The organism is Salipiger sp. CCB-MM3 (genome assembly GCF_001687105.1).
Lineage (GTDB): Bacteria > Pseudomonadota > Alphaproteobacteria > Rhodobacterales > Rhodobacteraceae > Salipiger.
This window is the reverse complement of record NZ_CP014595.1, coordinates 1,135,230-1,151,505: the sequence shown is the minus strand read 5'-3', so window position 1 is coordinate 1,151,505 and position 16,276 is coordinate 1,135,230. Positions and strand designations below refer to the sequence as shown.

The window sequence follows — 16,276 nt, the reverse complement described above, 5'->3', positions numbered from 1 at the left end:
GGCGCCCTGCGCCGGTATGTTGACGCGCCCTTGTCACGGGGCGAACCGGCAGGATTAAGTCAAATATCTGTTTTATTTTGATAAAATCACAACTCTTGGTGATGCCAAGCCGAGGGCGGTTCTAGCGTCACAAAGATTCCGAAGATTCGTAGGTTAACTCGTGGTTAAAGATAATTGGCAGACCCCATTCGCTGGGCTATAGTCCGACTCATTGTAAAAAGGAGTTTTTAACGATGACGGATAAGACCACCCAAGGTGAGTCCCTGGAATCCCCGGGCCGCCGCGAGCTGCTGGGCAAGGCGGGCAAGTATGCCGCCGTTACGCCGCTGGCAGTGACTGCACTTCTGTCCACCTCGATGAAGGCCGATGCCGGTGGCATCTTCCGTTCGGGTGGCATGAAGCACAAGCATAAGCACAAGATGAAGATGAAGATGAAAAAGCACGGTGGTGACTACCACTGAGCCGCTGAAGGCCGATTTCCCGGCCTTTAGGTCTTACTTTCTTTAATCTGACGTATTTCGTTGAGTGAAAACCTTTTCGTCCTCCCCGCAGCAGGGGTCACGCTGGCTGAAGTGAACAGCCAGCATCTTCTCTTGGTCCCAGAGAAGGAACTTCTGTTTTCAGCCACACCCCCGGTGGCAGAGGCTTGGGCCGGGTTCGAGCTCGGCGTTACGACCGTGCGACCGGATGCCGCCGACGTCCCAGACGGCGGCATCCTCAGCGATTTGTTGCAGATCGGCGCGCTCGAGGCTTTGTCCACCTCGGAGGGTCCTGCACGGGTCGCTTGTTGCGAAACACTCGAACTGGCCGGGCTTTGTGTGGTGCTCGCCTTCGAGGACGCAGACCTGCGCGACGCACTCATGCCGAGTTTCGCGCATCTCGCCACCGCGCCGCGGCGCGGTGATGACCATGTGGTGATCCAGCGCGATGCCAACGACGGTGCCGGAATTATCGGCATCGGGCGACGCGATGAAGACATTGACTGGGTGGCTCCGCATGAGGCGGTGCCGCTTCTGAAGATCAAGATGACCGAGGTCCTCTTTGATCACACCGATCATGTGATGCTGCATGCGGCGCAGCTCGAAAGGGCTGGGCGCTGCCTTTTGCTGCTCGGTGATGCCGGAGCGGGGAAAAGCACCCTCGCGACGGCGCTGGAGCCTGCCGGGTTCCGGTTGCAGAGCGACGACATCGTGGTGATGTCGCAGACCGGGAAACTTGGCGCGCTGCCGTTTCCGGTGACTCTGAAAGAAGGGTCGTGGCGGCTGCTGGAGCATCGCCGCGATGAGATCGACGGTGCGGCGCAGCATCTCAGACCCGACGCGCTGAGCGTGCGTTACGTGGGGCTGACGGGAGACAGCAGCTGGATGAAGGCGGGCTGGATTCTGGTGCTGGACCGGCAGGAGAGTGGGCCAGCCTCGATCAGTGAGTTGAGCCTGTCCGACGTCTTTGGGGCGCTATTGCGCGCCGCGTGGTCAGGAGAAGACGCCATGTCGCCCGATGTGTTTGAGGCCATGGCGGCCTGTCTGCACGGTGCGAAGTTTGGTCGCCTGACCTATTCCGATTTGCCGCGCGCGCTCGAAGTGGTGTCGCGGTTCTGCGAAGAGTGATCTGATCTTACGGAGGTCGTGAGTTCTGAATTCAATTTGGTAAGTGATTTTTGTCTAAGTGATTTTTCATATATTCTTTCGAGCGCAATTTTTTCTGCGCGCGTAACGGCGTTAGCCTCCATTTTTATTGGTATTGGAGAAGGACATGAAAGCAGGCGCTCTGGCCTCCTCTCCCCTCGAAACGCTCGGCCGCATTCTTCAGGGGGACGTCGAGCAACTGAAGGAACGGGCTCCGAACTGGGCCGATCTCATCCGCACGGCGAACGACGAATTTGTCACCCCCGCCTTGTTTCACCGACTGCGCGAGGTGCCTGCAAGCGCCGCCGAGCCCGAGGCCATGGCCTATCTCGGCGAGATCGACACGCTCAACTGTCAGCGCAACCTCAGCCTCTGGGCGCTGGTGTCTGAAATCACCGCGCTGCTCAATGGCGCCGGAATTGTCCCGACGCTGATCAAGGGCGCCAGCGAGATGGCGCTGCAGGAGGATCCCGCCAGCTTTTACCGGCTGATGATCGACGTCGACATGGTGGTCGAGCGCGACGAGGCCGCCAAGGCGCAAAGCCTTCTGGCAGAGGCCGGGTTCGAGTGCCTCGAAGACAGCGAATATGCGCATTCTCCGGGGTGTTTTTGGAAAGAGGGCTATGCCGGAACGCTCGATCTGCACGCTGGGCTGCAAGAGGACATCGCGCGGTTCCTTTCGGGCGACGACTGGCAGAGGCGGCGGATCCTTTGCGAGCGGGACGGGCTGCGGTTCTACATTCCTGACCCCTCTTTCCGGCTGCTGATCAACGTCAGCCACGACATGCTGCATCACTCCGGCCTTGCGCGCGGGGGCATCAGCCTGCGCTACCTTCTGCCGCTGCGCGAGCAACTGCAGGACGAGGCCGCGCTGGACTGGCCTTGGCTCTTGAAATTGCGCCGCGACCGAAGGTTTCGCCTCGCCTTCGATCTGCAGATGCTGATGCTGCACGAGCTTTTCGGGATGCGGCGCACCTTGCCGTTCAAGATATCCCCGCTCACCGCGCTGCTGCATCGGCGGCGTCTTCTGAAGGCGCGGTATCCGCGGCTCGGCGAGGCTGAGTGGGCGCTGGTGAAACCCTTCTACACCCGAATGAAGCATCTCTGAGCCGCTGAGGCGATGCGCTCGTTTCTGCCTGTCCAATGCTCAAACTTTGGCGGCATTTGCCGAAACGGGCACCGCTCCGCGTTTCTTCTTTGAGTTGTGACTTTGTCGCAGTAGACCGTAAATATTGATTGTTCTTTGAGGATTACCCGAAATGAAAATTGCGATTATCGGCACCGGCTACGTGGGGCTTGTGTCTGGCGTCTGTTTTTCCGACTTCGGCCACGAGGTGGTTTGTGTGGACAAGGACCCGCGCAAGATCGAGATGCTGGAGCGCGGTGAGGTGCCGATCTACGAGCCGGGGCTCGACACGCTGATGGCCAAGAACGTCGAGGCCGGGCGACTGTCGTTCATCCTCGATCTGAAGTCGGCCATCGATGGCGCCGAGGCGGTGTTCATCGCCGTCGGCACGCCGACCCGCCGCGGCGATGGTCATGCCGATCTTACCTACGTCATGGCCGCCGCCGAAGAGATCGCCAAGACCGCCGATCATTACATCGTCGTGGTCACGAAATCGACCGTCCCCGTGGGGACGAACCGCAAGGTGCAGCAGGTGGTCGCCGCCGCAAATCCGGACCTTGAGTTCGACGTCGCCTCCAACCCCGAGTTCCTGCGCGAGGGCGCCGCGATCGACGATTTCATGAAGCCAGACCGGGTCGTTGTCGGCGTCGAGACCGACCGCGCCGCCAAGGTGATGGAAGACATCTACCGCCCGCTCTACCTGCGCGATTTCCCGATCGTCACCACCGATCTGGAGAGCGCCGAGATGATCAAATACGCCGCCAACGCCTTCCTCGCGACGAAGATCACCTTCATCAACGAGATCGCCGCGCTTTGCGAGAAGGTCGGCGCGGACGTGAAAAGCGTGTCGAAAGGCATGGGGCTCGACGGGCGCATCGGCAACAAGTTCCTGCACGCTGGCCCCGGCTACGGCGGCTCGTGCTTCCCGAAAGATACCAAGGCGCTGGCCCGCATCGGGCAGGAGTTCGCTTCGCCGATCTCCATCGTCGAGACGGTGATCAAGGTGAACGAGGACACCAAGCGGCGGATGACCGACAAGCTGCTCGACCTCTGCGACGGCTCGTTCAACGGCAAGAAGGTCGCGGTGCTGGGCGTCACCTTCAAGCCCAACACCGACGACATGCGCGACGCGCCGGCGCTGACCATCGTGCCGTCGCTGGTCGGCGGCGGGGCCTCGGTGTCGGTGGTCGATCCGCAGGGCAAGCGCGAAGGCGAGGCGCTGCTGCCGGGCGTGACCTGGGAGGAAGACCCCTACGCGGCGGCCGAGGGCGCCGATCTGCTGGTTATCCTCACCGAGTGGAACGAGTTCCGCGCGCTGGACCTCTCGGTGCTCGCAAAGAAGATGTCGACGCCGCGGATGGCGGACCTGCGCAACATCTACACCTACGAGGATGCGCTGGCCGCGGGCTTTAGCGATTACGAAAGCGTTGGGCGCGGCGATCCCGCGGGGGCCTGACCCCAGCCCGACATGAAAAACCGGGCGGTGCAGGAAGCGCACCGCCCGGCCAGAAGCTGCTCGACAGCTTTGCCTGGTTCAGCCCAGGACTGTGTCGCTCGGCATGAATTCGAGCGCGTCGATACGCAGGGGCTCGCTGCCGCCGTCGCCGTAACCGGCAAGGACAAGCTGGTCGCCCGCGTCGATATCGACATTCTCGATCACATGACGGGTCAGCGTGGACTTGTTCGCGAGGTTGTCGCCAAGGTCGGCGTCCCAGTGCCACGCGTCCATCACTTCGCCGTTAACGCGGAATTCCAGATAGGAAACGCCATCGGTTTCGTCGAAGTAGTCGATGCCCACGTCGTAGGTGCCCGAGGTGCCCTCGAAGTCGGCGGAGGCTTCGGCATCACCCGCAGCGCTGAGAACCTCGCCGCCGGACGCCGCCATCAGGCTGGCGACTTTGAAGCCTTTGCGCACGCCTGCGTCGAAGACGAACTCCTCGGCTTCCATGAAGACCCACTCAGCGGTGTTGGCCACCGGCTGATCGACCTCTTCGGTGGTGTCCGTGGACCCGGTGGAGCCGGTGGACCCAAGGGTGCCGGTCATTTCGAGGCTGAGGCTGTCGATGCGCAGCGGTTCGCGTGCATCGTTGATGCCCTGCAGGGTGACAGTGTCGCCCGCCTGCAGTTCCAGCCCTTCGATGAGCTTCGCGGTCTGCGTCGACGTGTCGGCGTTGCTGCTGCCCAGCTTGGCATCCCAGTCCCAGCTTGCCACTTCCTCACCGTTGACCAGAACGCTGAGCGAGCTCACGCCATCGTTCTCGTCGAAGTAGTTCACGGTCAGGTCGTAGACGCCAGCATCCCCGTCGAAGTCGAGGGACGCGGTCTGCGCCTCGTCGGTCTGGTTCTGGATCACGGCATTGCCCGAGGCGGGGCCGATCTTCTTCACCGCGAAACCGTCGGACAGGTCGAGGTCTTCGGCCTCGTAGCTGATCACGGTGCCGATGGCGTCGCTGTTGCCAGTCTCGGTCCCGGTCTCGGTTCCGGTGCCGATCTCAGTACCTGCGTCAAGATCGCTGTCGGTCGAGCCCGAGTCGAGCGTGCCGGTCATCTCGAGGCTGAGGCTGTCGATGCGCAGCGGTTCGCCGGAGTCGTTCACGCCCTGCAGCGACAGAACATCGCCCGCCTGCAGTTCCAGCCCGTCGATCAGCTTCGAGGTCTGCGTCGACGTGTCGGCGTTGCTGCTGCCAAGCTCCGCATCCCAATCCCAGCTTGTGACTTCCTCGCCGTTGATCAGGACACGCAGGGTGCTGACGCCATCGTTCTCGTCGAAGTAGTTCAGCGTGAGCGCGTAGACGCCCGCATCGCCGTCGAAGGCATAAGATGCGGTTTGGGCTTCGCCGGTGCTGTTCTGGATCACCGTTCCGCCCGATGCCGGACCGATGCTCTTAACGGCGAAGCCTTCGGAAAGCACGAGGTCTTCGGCCTCGAGGGTGATCACGGTGCCGACTGCCGCACCGGTGTTGTCGCCGGTTTCAGGAAGCAGGGTGGCCGTGTCGTCACCATCTTCCTCGGTCTTGTCGCCGGTCTCCGTGCCGGTGTTGCCGCCATCGGTGGTCTCATCAAACCCGTCGAGCAGGCCGTTGATGTAGTCCTCGATGTTGGCATAGCCGTCGCCGTCGGCGTCCAGTTGGGCATCGGCGGTCTTGGCGTCCGAGCCGATGATGTACTCGTAGAAATCCGGGATGCCGTCATCGTCGGTATCGGTCAGCGCCGCGGTCTGCGAGCCGTCGCCATAGCCACCCACTTCGTCAGGCGAGTCGATGATCTTGCCGGTGTCGTTGAGCACGGTGTCGATGATCCGCTGGTCGATCTCGCTCAATTCGCCATCGATGCGTGCGCCGACGTTCGAAAGCACCCAGTCAACCACGGCGCCCGAGGACAGAACTTCGGTCGTGGCCGGATCGAAGACGAAATCGCTGACGATCTCGCCGGTGTTGGTGCCGCCGATGTCACCGTCGTTGTCGAGCACATAGTAGGCGGCGCCGCCGTCATTCCCGATGAAGCGGATCGCTTCACGGCCGTCGGTGTCTTGACCTCTGATGAAAACGTTGCCGATCACATGCACGGTGGACGCTTCGGCAACGACAAGGCCTTCTTGGCCCCAGTTGTAGATGACGTTGTTGATGAACTCGATGTTCTTGGCGTCATCCTTCACGAGCGCGTTGCGGAACTGGTTGCTGGCAAACAGGTTGCCGATGATGCTGATATTCGAGCTCCCGTCACCAATCAGCATCCCCATGCTGTGGTCACCCTTGGGGTGAATCGAGTCCTGCAGGGCCTCGGCGACGATATTGTTCGAGATCGTGATATTGCTGGGCGCGCCCCAGGTCGAGGCGACCTCGTCGATCGACCAGCTCAGCGAGTTGCTATCGAGAATAACGTTTTCGACGGTCTCGCCCGACTTGCCGATGGAGACACCATCGCGGCTATCGGGGTCTTGCCCATCGGTTTCATCACCCGGACGCACGGTCATGCCGCGGATGATCACGTTGCTGTCCACCACGCGCAGGCGCGCGCCGGTGACCGTGATGCCACCCGGGGCCGTTTGGCCTGCCAAGGTTACATCACCGTTAATTTGGATTTGGCTTTCGAGGTCAATTTGTCCGCCAACTTCGAAAACTACAATGCGCGGATAATCCAAATCTTCCAGAGCCCAACGCAAAGAACCTTCGCCGGAGTCGTTCAGATTTGTAACTTTAACAACTTCACCACCACGTCCCCCGGTCGCACTTGCTCCAAACCCTTGCGCCCCCTCAAACGCAAGGAGTTCCGAATTTTCTACTACCATGTGTACCTGTGTCCCGACTTTCTGTCTTATGTTGTGTGTGAGTGTCTTCTTGCGGTGCTAATTGGATAGCTCCAGACGCCCCAAGACGCATCGCTCTTGAAAGTTTCCCCGTGGTTACTGAGTGAATTTCCGCCGACCCCCGGAGCGGGGTTTCCCGCTCAGATCGGGATTTCAGGCCGATCAAAGCGATCGATCAGGGGCTAAAAATGGCGGAATTCTGTCCAATTGCGGCGACCATTCGCAGTGTGTCGGTACAGAGACAGTTGAGTTTGAATGTGTTTTGTACGTTAACGTTAAGTTAACCTCACGTAATGGACCCAAATTGATCAGAGGCCGGAAGACGCGGAAAAATGCCGGGAGCTACTTGCCTAAAATTTAGGCGCGCCCCCAGTTAGCCCTGTTCGGTGCCGTTGCGCTGCGGCATAATCGTCACAAGCGTCGCGTGCAGACGCGGTGGTGACGGTCATTTGAGGCCGAATCAACACCTCCGCCGGAGCCCACCCGTGGCGCGGATTTTTGAACACTAAAGTCTTTTTGTTTCTTATTCGTGGATTCCCATGCGACAGATCAGTCTACTCGCCTTGACGAAGTCGACAGGTGGCATTGCCCTCTACAACAAGCTTCTACTGACCGAACTCCGACGGATCGGGGTGCGGTCTCATACGCTTTGCCTGTCTGAAAACGCCGAAGCCTATGCGGCTGATTTGGCCAAGCGGGGGCTGGGCGCAGAGCCGGTCGAGATGGCCCGCTACAGTATAGATCCGCGCGGAGACGCACGCGTGTTGCGCCGCGTCGTCTCGGCAAGCCGCGAGCACGCGGCGGATGTGATCGTCTGTCATGGCAGCAAATCCGGCTTTATCGGCCGCGCTGCGGGGCGGCTGACCGGGCGGCCGGTGGTCTATCGTCAGGCCTCGATGCCGTTCCAGCGCCGGGTGCAGGGGGCCAAGGCTCCGCTTTACTGGGCGCTCGACTTTGCCGCGCGAGGGTTCGGCGGACACATCGTGACGCTCACCGAATATGCCCGGCAGCAAACATTGACCGCCAAGCTGATGTCGGCGGACCGGATCAGCGTGATCCGGACCGGCGTCGATGTGGCGCGCTTCAAACCCGCCACAGATCGGGCAGCGGCACGCGCCGCGCTGGGGCTCGATCCGGATCGGCCCGTGGTCGGCTGGATGGGGCGGATGGAGCCGCAGAAGGCCCCGCTCGACTATGTGCAGTCATTGCGCGACGTCGTGGCGCGCCACCCGCATGTTCAATTCGTTATGGCCGGTGAGGGCCGCATGGAGCGCGAGGTTGCGCAGGCGCTGTCCGCCGCAGGCCTGTCAGAGCGCGTCAAAATGCTGGGATGGCAGTCCGATCCGGTGCGCGCCCTGCAGACCTTCGACGTCTATGTGCTCAGCTCGCATTGGGAGGGTCTTCCGATCACTCTGCTCGAAGCCATGGCCAGCGGGTGCTGCTGTATCTCGACGGATGTCGATGGCTGTTCGGATGCGCTTGAGGATGGGATCAGCGGTCGGCTGGTGAGCGCTGGCGACACGGGCGCGCTCGGGCAGGCTTTGGAGGGCGTTCTGCAAGACCCCGACCTGCGCGAGCAATACGCCGAGGCTGGCAGGCACCGCGCGGTGACCCTGTTCGACAAGGAAACCATGGTGGCGAAATGGGTGGACCTGCTGTCGAGCCTGACCGCAGGCACGGCCACGCTTCCCGTCGTGGAGCAGGGGAAGACGGCGTCGGAGGGCGGACAATGATCGGCTCATCTTCCTCGCTGCCGCAAAAACCCGGCGTTGCCGAGCCCGCTGCGGGCCAATCGCTGCGGATCTGCATGATCATCTCGTCCTACCATCCGATCGTGGGTGGGGCGGAAAAACAGGTGGCTCAGCTTGCGGGTCTGATGACCGCGCAGGGTCACAAGGTCTATATCCTGACGCGCCGCTATCCCGGCCTTGCAGCAAGCGAAACCATCGACGGTGTCGAAGTGCGCCGCATCGCGATGCGCAAGCCGGTCACAGGTGTGGGGTTCGTTCTGGGGGCGGCGCGCATGGTGCGTAAGTTGAACCCGGACGTCATCCATTGCCATTCGATGTTCACGCCCTCGCTGGCGGGGGCGCTCGGCAAGCGTCTCACCGGCGCGCCGCTTTTGTCGAAGCCAATGTGCGGCGGCGAGGCCACCAAGATTGCACGAAAGCCTTTCGGGCGACGCCGCCTCGCGTATTTGGGGCGTGCGGTGGATCGCTTTCCAATGGTGAGCCACGAGATAGAGGCCGAACTGTCCAAGCTTGGCATTCCGGAAAGCAAGCTGCGCTTCATCCCCAATGGCGTCGACGGCGAGCGGTTCCGCCCGGCTCGCACGCAGGTCGAGAAGGACACGCTGCGCTTGCGCTTTGGTCTGCCGTCCGGGCCGCTGTTCCTCTTTGCCGGGCGGCTCGCGGCGCAGAAGCGCCTGCCGCTGCTGCTCGAGGCGTGGTCCGACATCCGCGAACGCATTCCGCAGGCGACGCTGGCGATCGCCGGGGCGAACCGCGTCTCGGGCGGCGGCTATCAGGCCACCTTCGGCAATGCGGACGAGATCCCCGAGGCACTGATGCAGCAGCCCGGAGTGCGGATGCTGGGTCATGTGGCCGACATGCCGAATCTGCTGCGCGCGGTGGATGTCTTTGTGCTGCCCTCGGCGCGCGAGGGACTGTCGAATGCGCTGCTGGAGGCCTGTGCTTCTGGGCTTGCCTGCGTCACCGCGCGCACCGGCGGCGCGATGGATTTCGTCCTGGATGGGGAAAATGGCATGCTCTTTGACGTCGACGACCGCGATGCGCTTGGCGCTGCGCTCGAAGCGCTGGCGGCGGACCCAGACATGCGCGGTCGCCTCGGTGTGAATGCCCTGCGCACCGTTGCCCGCGACTACGACATTCGTCAGACCGCGCGCGCGCTGCTGGGTCAATACGTCGAGCTGGGTGCTGGTGCCCGCGCGAGCGGGGCAGGGGAGGCATGAGATGACCGACAGTGCACCCATCTTCATCCTCGGCCTTCAGCGCGGGGGGACCAACCAATTGCTCAACGCGCTGCGCTCGCATCCCGATACCATCTGGCCCGACGGCGAGATGCACGAGGTGCTGCGCCCCAAACCGGCGCTGCGCGGCGCCACGGCAAAGACCCTCGCGGGCTATTTGCCCACTGCTCTGCGCAGCGGCGACATCATGAACCCGCGCCGGGCACCGGGACCATTGCGTCCGCGCGATCGGGCGTGGATCGCCCGCGAGCTGGCCCGTGCCACGGAACGGAACCTGCCCGAAGTGCGGCGCTTCAAGCGCGCGCTGGCCGCGCAGGGGCTTGGTCCGGCTGTCCCCTCGGGGCGTGCTCGCATGGTGCTGAAGGTGATGAACTACAACATCGGCCTCGCCACTGATCTGGACCGCATCTACCCCGGCGCCCGCTTCATTGGCCTCGTGCGCGATCCCTATGGCATCTGCGAGAGTATGATGGCCCGTGGCGGCAACCCCACCAAGATCCTCGAACTCTACCGCTATTTCGGCGAGACCCTGCTGCGGCTCGAACAGCGCGGGCTGCCGCTTAAGGTGGTGCGGCTGGAAGATATGGTTGGTGATTTCCGCCAATGTGTCGACGAGGTCTTCGACCTCTGCGGTCTCGCTCCGAATGCGACGCAGGGCCTCTGCCTGCAAAGCAAGGAGCGGATCACCGATGCGGCTGGCCGGGTGATCGGCACCCGCAAGGTCGACACTTTCTATACGTTCGACCACGTCAATCGCCACATGCGGGCCGATATCAACGACGCTGCCCGCGCCGAACTGGCCCCCGAGGTGGCGGGGCTGGTGCAGAAGAACTGCGCTGCGGTGATGGAGCGGTTCGGCTATCTGGCTCCCGCCGCTTTGGGCTGACGCGAAGTGCCGGAGCAAAGCCGCGCATCGCTTCGGAAACCTGCTTGACGGCACTCCGTAAGAAACTTATGGAGTGCCACACCCCCGGCGAGTTGGCGGAGTGGTGACGCAGCGGATTGCAAATCCGTGTACACCGGTTCGATTCCGGTACTCGCCTCCAAATACCCTCACACATTTCGACACCACAAAGCTTCGCTCTCGCGGAGGTCTTCGTGTGGCTTGTGCCCCGCGAACCCTGAGCGTTGGGCGCGCAAGGAAACCCGCTTCCGCGATACATATTATGATCAGCTTTTGGCGCCTGACGCCGAAACTGCCTGTATCTTGAGCGCATTCATGCATGCGGGACGGAAATGCGTGGATTTTTATTTTACCGTTTGGTCAAAAAAATCTTCATGGTGACAGCCCGGCGCGCAAGCCGGCCCACATCTGTCCGCACATGGAGGCACGCATGGAAATCGGGGTATTTCTTCCCATCGGCAACAACGGCTGGCTCATCTCCGAGACCGCGCCGCAGTACAAGCCGAGCTTCGAGCTCAACAAGGAGATCACGCTGAGCGCCGAGAAATACGGGCTCGATTTCGTGCTCACCATGATCAAACTGCGCGGCTTTGGCGGCAAGACTGAGTTCTGGGACCACAACCTTGAGAGCTTCACGCTGATGGCCGGGCTCGCGGCCTGCACCAGCAAGATCAAGCTCTATGCCACCGCCGCCTCGCTGGTGATGCCGCCGGCGATCGTTGCGCGCATGGCCTCGACCATCGACTCGATCTCGGGCGGGCGCTTCGGGGTGAACCTGGTGACCGGCTGGCAAAAGCCCGAGTACAGCCAGATGGGCATGTGGCCGGGCGACGAGTTTTTCGGCACCCGCTATAAGTATCTTGGCGAGTATGCGCAGGTGCTGCGCGATCTGTGGGAGACCGGCAAGAGCGATCTCAAGGGGGAGTTCTTCCAGATGGACGACTGCCGCCTCAGCCCGCAGCCGCAGGCCGACATGAAGGTGATCTGCGCCGGCTCGTCCGACGCGGGCATGGCCTTCTCGGCGCAATACGCCGACTACAACTTCTGCTTTGGCAAGGGGGTGAACACGCCGCAGGCCTTCGCGCCCAATGCCGAGCGACTGAAGGAAGCCATCGCCAAGACCGGGCGCGACGTGTCGACCTATGCGCTCTTCATGATCATCGCCGACGAGACCGACGAGAAGGCCCGCGCCAAGTGGGAGCTCTACAAGGAAGGGGCCGACGAAGAGGCGCTGGCGTGGCTTGGCCTGCAGAGCGCGGCCGACACGAAATCGGGCGCCGACACCAATGTGCGGCAGATGTCCGACCCCGTCTCGGCGGTGAACATCAACATGGGCACGCTGGTGGGGTCCTATGAAACCGTCGCCAAGATGCTCGACGAAGTGGCAGAAGTGCCCGGCACCGGCGGCGTTCTGCTGACATTCGACGATTTCGTGCAGGGCGTCGAAGATTTCGGCTCCAAGATTCAGCCGCTCATGGCCTGCCGCAAGTCGGTTCAGGTCTCCGAACCCGCATGAGGCAGAAAATGGACGTTACAGCCCAACCCGAAAATTTCCCCTTCGATCCCGAGACCACCGCGCTGATCGTGGTGGACATGCAGAACGCCTATGCCACCAAGGGCGGCTACGTCGACCTCGCCGGTTTCGACGTCTCGGGCGCGCGCTCGTGCATCGAGAACATCTGCAAGGTCACCAAGGCCTGCCGCGACGCGGGCGTGCTGGTCACCTTCCTGCAGAACGGCTGGGATCCGGCCTATGTCGAGGCCGGTGGCCCGGATTCGCCGAACGTCAAGAAATCCAACGCCATCAAGACGATGAAGAAGCGCCCCGAGCTTTGGGGTCAGCTTCTGGCCAAGGGCGGCTGGGATTATGACATCATCGACGAGCTTGATCCGCAGGAGGGCGATCTGCTGATCCCCAAGCCGCGCTACTCGGGCTTTTTCAACTCCTACCTCGACAGCGCGCTGCGCTCGCGCGGAATCAAGACGCTGGTCTTCACCGGCATCGCCACCAACGTCTGCGTGGAAAGCTCGCTGCGCGATGCGTTCCATCTCGAGTACCACTGCCTGATGCTCGAGGATGCGACCAACCACCTCGGCCCGGACTTCATCCAGAAGGCCTCGGTCTACAACGTCGCCACCTTCTTCGGCTGGGTCGCCAAGACCGACGACTTCTGCGCCGCGCTTATCTCCAAGGAAGAAAAGGAACTCTCGAATGCCTAAGACTCCCGTGATCCCCGAAGGCACCGGCAAGCCGCTCGCACCCTATCTGCCGGGCGTGCTGGCCGACGGGGTGGTCTATGTGTCGGGCACATTGCCCTTCGACAAGGAGAACAACGTCGTGCACGTGGGCGACGCGGCGGCGCAGACCAAGCATGTGCTCGAGACCATCAAGTCCGTCGTCGAAAAGGCGGGTGGCACGATGGACGACGTGGTGATGAACCATATCTTCGTCACCGACTGGGCCAACTACGCGGCGGTGAACGAGGTCTATGCCACCTATTTCCCGGGCGACAAGCCGGCGCGCTACTGCATCCAGTGCGGCCTTGTGAAGCCCGACGCGCTGGTCGAGATCGCCACGGTCGCGGTCATCAAGTAATGGAATTCACCCATCTTCGGTGCGGGCGCGAGGGCGCCCGCACGCTTGTTCTGTGTTCGGGGCTCGGCGGGGCGCAGGGCTATTGGACGCCGCATCTGGACGCGCTGAAGCCGCAGTTCGATCTCATTCTCTACGATCAGCGCGGCACCGGCGCGAATGCCTGCGATCTTGGTCCGACCACCATCGCGGATATGGCCGACGACGTGCTCGAGGTCTGCGACGCGGCCGGGGTCGATCGCTTCGATCTCATGGGGCACGCGCTTGGCGGGCTGGTCGGCTTCGATCTGGCCGCGCGCGCGCAACGCCGCGTCGAGCGGGTGGTGGCGATCAACGCTTGGCCCGAGATCGACGCCCATACCGCGCGCTGCTTCGACATCCGGCTGGCGACGCTGGCGGGGCAGGGGCTCGAGGCTTTTGCCGCATTGCAGATGAATTTCCTCTACCCGCCGTTCTGGATCGCCGCACATCCCGAAAAGATCGCCGCCGAAGAGGCCCATGCCGTGGCGCATTTCCAAGGCGCCGCCAATATCACCCACCGCATCGGCGCGCTGCGCGATTTCCGCCTGCCCGAACAGCTCGACGGCAAGGGCATTCTGCTGGTCGCCAGCAAGGATGATGCGCTGGTGGATGTGGCGCAGTCTGAACGGCTCGCCGAGCGCCTGCCGGGGTCCAAGCTGGTGATCTTCACGCAAGGCGGCCACGCCATGAACCTGACCAAGCGCGATGCGTTCGAGGCTGAGGTGCTGCCCTTCCTGACGGCGGAGTGATCTGAACCGTCATTGCCGCGCAATGGCTCTGCATCGATCACGCCAGCCCGCCTGGTCGGGCTGGCGTCTTTCATGTCTGCGCCCGCCTTGGCCTTGGCTGCAAGCAGTATGACTGAATGCCGAAAATTTAGCGCGTTCGGGCATTCCATCCCCCCGATCCGGGCGGAACAGGTCTACCCTCGCTGGACAAACCGGAAGGCGCCGCTCACCTTCCGCCTGACTTTAAGGAAAGGACTGCCCCCATGGCCCATGAGATGCTGAAACCTTCTGCCCCGGCGCCGCTGCGCAACGTGAATCTCGACACCGATGAGATCCAGCAGGCCCGCGTCGATCTGGCCGCTACGCTGCGTATGGCGGCGCATTACGGGCTCGAAGAAGGTATCTGCAATCACTTCTCGGCTGTGGTTCCGGGCCATCCCGACCTCTTTCTGGTCAACCGGCTCGGTGATGCCTTTGCCGAAGCCAAGGCCTCGAGCCTGCTGATCTGCGACTTCGACGGGCATGTGCTGCAGGGGGAGGGGGAGCCTGAGGCGACGGCCTTTTACATTCACGCCCGGCTGCACAAGCAGCACCCGCGCGTCGGTGCCGCCTTTCACACCCATATGCCCAATGCCACCGCCCTGACGATGATCGAGGGCGAGCCGCTGGTCTGGGCAGGTCAGACCGCGCTGAAATTCTATGGCCGCACCGTGGTGGATGAGGATTACAACGGGCTCGCGCTCGACAATGACGAGGGCGACCGCATCGCCGCGGCCATGGGCGAGGCCGACGTGATCTTCATGCGCAACCATGGCGTCATGGTCTGCGCGCCCAATATCGCCGAAGCGTGGGACGATCTTTACTACCTCGAACGCGCCGCCGAGGTGCAGCTGAAGGCGATGAGCTCGGGCCGCCCGTTGATCCCGGTCTCAGAAGAACTTGCGGAGAAAACCGCGAAGCTGATGCGCGAGGGCGATCCCGAAAGCGCGCGGATGCATCTTGAGAGCATCAAACGCCAGCTTGACGTCACCTCGCCGGGCTTCCGCGACTGACATCCCGAAGCGCTCAGCCGGCGACGATCACCTCGACGCCGGCGGCCTGCAGCGCCTCGGCGAGCGCGCCGGTCGGGGCCGCATCGGTGACCAGCGTGTGGATCCGTTCGAGCCCGGCCACCTGCACCAGCGCGTTGACGTCGAACTTGCTCTGATCGGCCAGCACCACGCAGCGCGAGGCGCGCGCGGCATAGACCCGCTTGATCTCGGCATCCTCGATGCAGAAGTCGAAGATGCCGCCCTCGGTGATCGAGGACACGCCCAGAAACGCCACGTCGAACCACAGTTTGCCCGCCTGCTCCATGGTCACCGGGCCGACCAGTGACATGGCGGCGGGCCGCATCTTGCCGCCCAGCATGTAAACCTCGGCGCGCGTCTCCAGCGCCGCGACGCGCAGGTTGTTGCTGAAGATGCGCCGCGCCGGATCGCCAACCATCAGACGCGCCAGTTCCAGCACCGTCGTGCCGATATCGAGGGCCACCATCTCCTGCGGGCGGGCCAGTGACAGGGCCTTGCGGGCGATGCGCGCCTTGGCCTCGGCATTCTCGCGCTGCCGATCGCTGAAGAAGGGCGCGGGCGCGGGCTCTGGCGGGCAGGTTTCGCTGAGGATGGCGCCGCCGTGGGTGCGGCGCAGATCGCCGCGTTCTTCCAGATCGCTGAGGTCGCGGCGCACGGTCATCTCGGAGACGCCGAACATCTCGGCGAGATCGGCAGAGGACATGAAGCCCTTTTCGCGGATCACCTGCGCGATGCGGTCCTTGCGCACCACGCCCATCATCCGGCCCAACGTCCGGGGCGAGGGTTTTTCGGCCGGGTGTTTGGTCCGGCGGGCGGGCGTTTCGGTGGTCATGGTCGGGTCAACGCCTTCAAGGCCGGGCGGGTTGCAGCCGCGGCAGGGCGCGCTCCTGATGGCGGGCGCTGCAGGCACGCGG

Annotated in this window: 14 protein-coding genes and 1 tRNA gene; 13 read left to right on the top strand and 2 right to left on the bottom strand. The window is 62.8% G+C overall.

Annotated elements, in window-relative coordinates:
• The first annotated feature begins 233 nt into the window (after positions 1 to 233).
• The 4 genes from AYJ57_RS05600 (at position 234) to AYJ57_RS05585 (ending at position 4,207) form a co-directional block, all read left to right on the top strand.
• Positions 234 to 461, top strand: a complete 228-nt coding sequence (locus tag AYJ57_RS05600) for a hypothetical protein (protein WP_066102380.1) — start codon at positions 234 to 236, stop codon at positions 459 to 461.
• Positions 462 to 521: 60 nt separating this feature from the next.
• A complete protein-coding gene (locus AYJ57_RS05595; protein ID WP_157373980.1) occupies positions 522 to 1,607 on the top strand; it encodes a hypothetical protein in 1,086 nt (361 codons plus the stop codon).
• Positions 1,608 to 1,752: 145 nt separating this feature from the next.
• A complete protein-coding gene (locus AYJ57_RS05590) occupies positions 1,753 to 2,733 on the top strand; it encodes a nucleotidyltransferase family protein (RefSeq protein WP_066102375.1) in 981 nt (326 codons plus the stop codon).
• Between the two features lie 151 nt (positions 2,734 to 2,884).
• A complete protein-coding gene (locus AYJ57_RS05585) occupies positions 2,885 to 4,207 on the top strand; it encodes a UDP-glucose dehydrogenase family protein (protein WP_066102372.1) in 1,323 nt (440 codons plus the stop codon).
• Positions 4,208 to 4,285: 78 nt separating this feature from the next.
• Here AYJ57_RS05585 and AYJ57_RS05580 read toward each other — a convergent pair whose 3' ends face one another.
• Positions 4,286 to 6,808, bottom strand: a complete 2,523-nt coding sequence (locus AYJ57_RS05580) for a right-handed parallel beta-helix repeat-containing protein (RefSeq protein ID WP_066102369.1) — start codon at positions 6,806 to 6,808, stop codon at positions 4,286 to 4,288.
• A gap of 812 nt (positions 6,809 to 7,620) precedes the next feature.
• Here AYJ57_RS05580 and AYJ57_RS05575 point away from each other — a divergent pair.
• The 9 genes from AYJ57_RS05575 to AYJ57_RS05535 all read left to right on the top strand — a co-directional run bounded on the left by AYJ57_RS05575 (position 7,621) and on the right by AYJ57_RS05535 (position 15,344).
• Positions 7,621 to 8,790, top strand: a complete 1,170-nt coding sequence (locus AYJ57_RS05575; RefSeq protein ID WP_066102366.1) for a glycosyltransferase family 4 protein — start codon at positions 7,621 to 7,623, stop codon at positions 8,788 to 8,790.
• The gene (locus AYJ57_RS05570; RefSeq protein ID WP_066102364.1) at positions 8,787 to 10,028 is read left to right on the top strand and encodes a glycosyltransferase family 4 protein; all 1,242 of its coding nucleotides are present in this window, start codon (positions 8,787 to 8,789) and stop codon (positions 10,026 to 10,028) included. The genes AYJ57_RS05575 and AYJ57_RS05570 overlap by 4 nt, the downstream gene beginning before the upstream one ends.
• A 1-nt stretch (position 10,029) precedes the next feature.
• A complete protein-coding gene (locus AYJ57_RS05565; protein WP_066102361.1) occupies positions 10,030 to 10,932 on the top strand; it encodes a sulfotransferase in 903 nt (300 codons plus the stop codon).
• A gap of 86 nt (positions 10,933 to 11,018) precedes the next feature.
• Positions 11,019 to 11,092: transfer RNA gene (locus AYJ57_RS05560), tRNA-Cys, on the top strand.
• Positions 11,093 to 11,380: 288 nt separating this feature from the next.
• Positions 11,381 to 12,466 carry a pyrimidine utilization protein A gene (gene rutA, locus AYJ57_RS05555; protein ID WP_066102358.1) on the top strand — a complete coding sequence of 362 codons (1,086 nt, stop codon included), beginning with the start codon at positions 11,381 to 11,383 and terminating at the stop codon, positions 12,464 to 12,466.
• Between the two features lie 8 nt (positions 12,467 to 12,474).
• Positions 12,475 to 13,170 carry an isochorismatase family protein gene (locus AYJ57_RS05550; RefSeq protein WP_157373977.1) on the top strand — a complete coding sequence of 232 codons (696 nt, stop codon included), beginning with the start codon at positions 12,475 to 12,477 and terminating at the stop codon, positions 13,168 to 13,170.
• The gene (gene rutC / locus AYJ57_RS05545; protein WP_066102353.1) at positions 13,163 to 13,546 is read left to right on the top strand and encodes a pyrimidine utilization protein C; all 384 of its coding nucleotides are present in this window, start codon (positions 13,163 to 13,165) and stop codon (positions 13,544 to 13,546) included. Before AYJ57_RS05550 ends, rutC begins: the two co-directional genes overlap by 8 nt.
• Positions 13,546 to 14,313, top strand: coding sequence for a pyrimidine utilization protein D (rutD, locus tag AYJ57_RS05540; protein WP_066102350.1), 768 nt, complete (start codon positions 13,546 to 13,548; stop codon positions 14,311 to 14,313). Before rutC ends, rutD begins: the two co-directional genes overlap by 1 nt.
• 242 nt (positions 14,314 to 14,555) lie before the next feature.
• Complete coding sequence (locus AYJ57_RS05535) at positions 14,556 to 15,344, top strand: aldolase (protein ID WP_066102347.1); 789 nt, start codon at positions 14,556 to 14,558, stop codon at positions 15,342 to 15,344.
• Between the two features lie 13 nt (positions 15,345 to 15,357).
• Here AYJ57_RS05535 and AYJ57_RS05530 read toward each other — a convergent pair whose 3' ends face one another.
• Positions 15,358 to 16,194, bottom strand: coding sequence for a DeoR/GlpR family DNA-binding transcription regulator (locus AYJ57_RS05530; protein WP_066102344.1), 837 nt, complete (start codon positions 16,192 to 16,194; stop codon positions 15,358 to 15,360).
• Positions 16,195 to 16,276 lie beyond the last annotated feature (82 nt).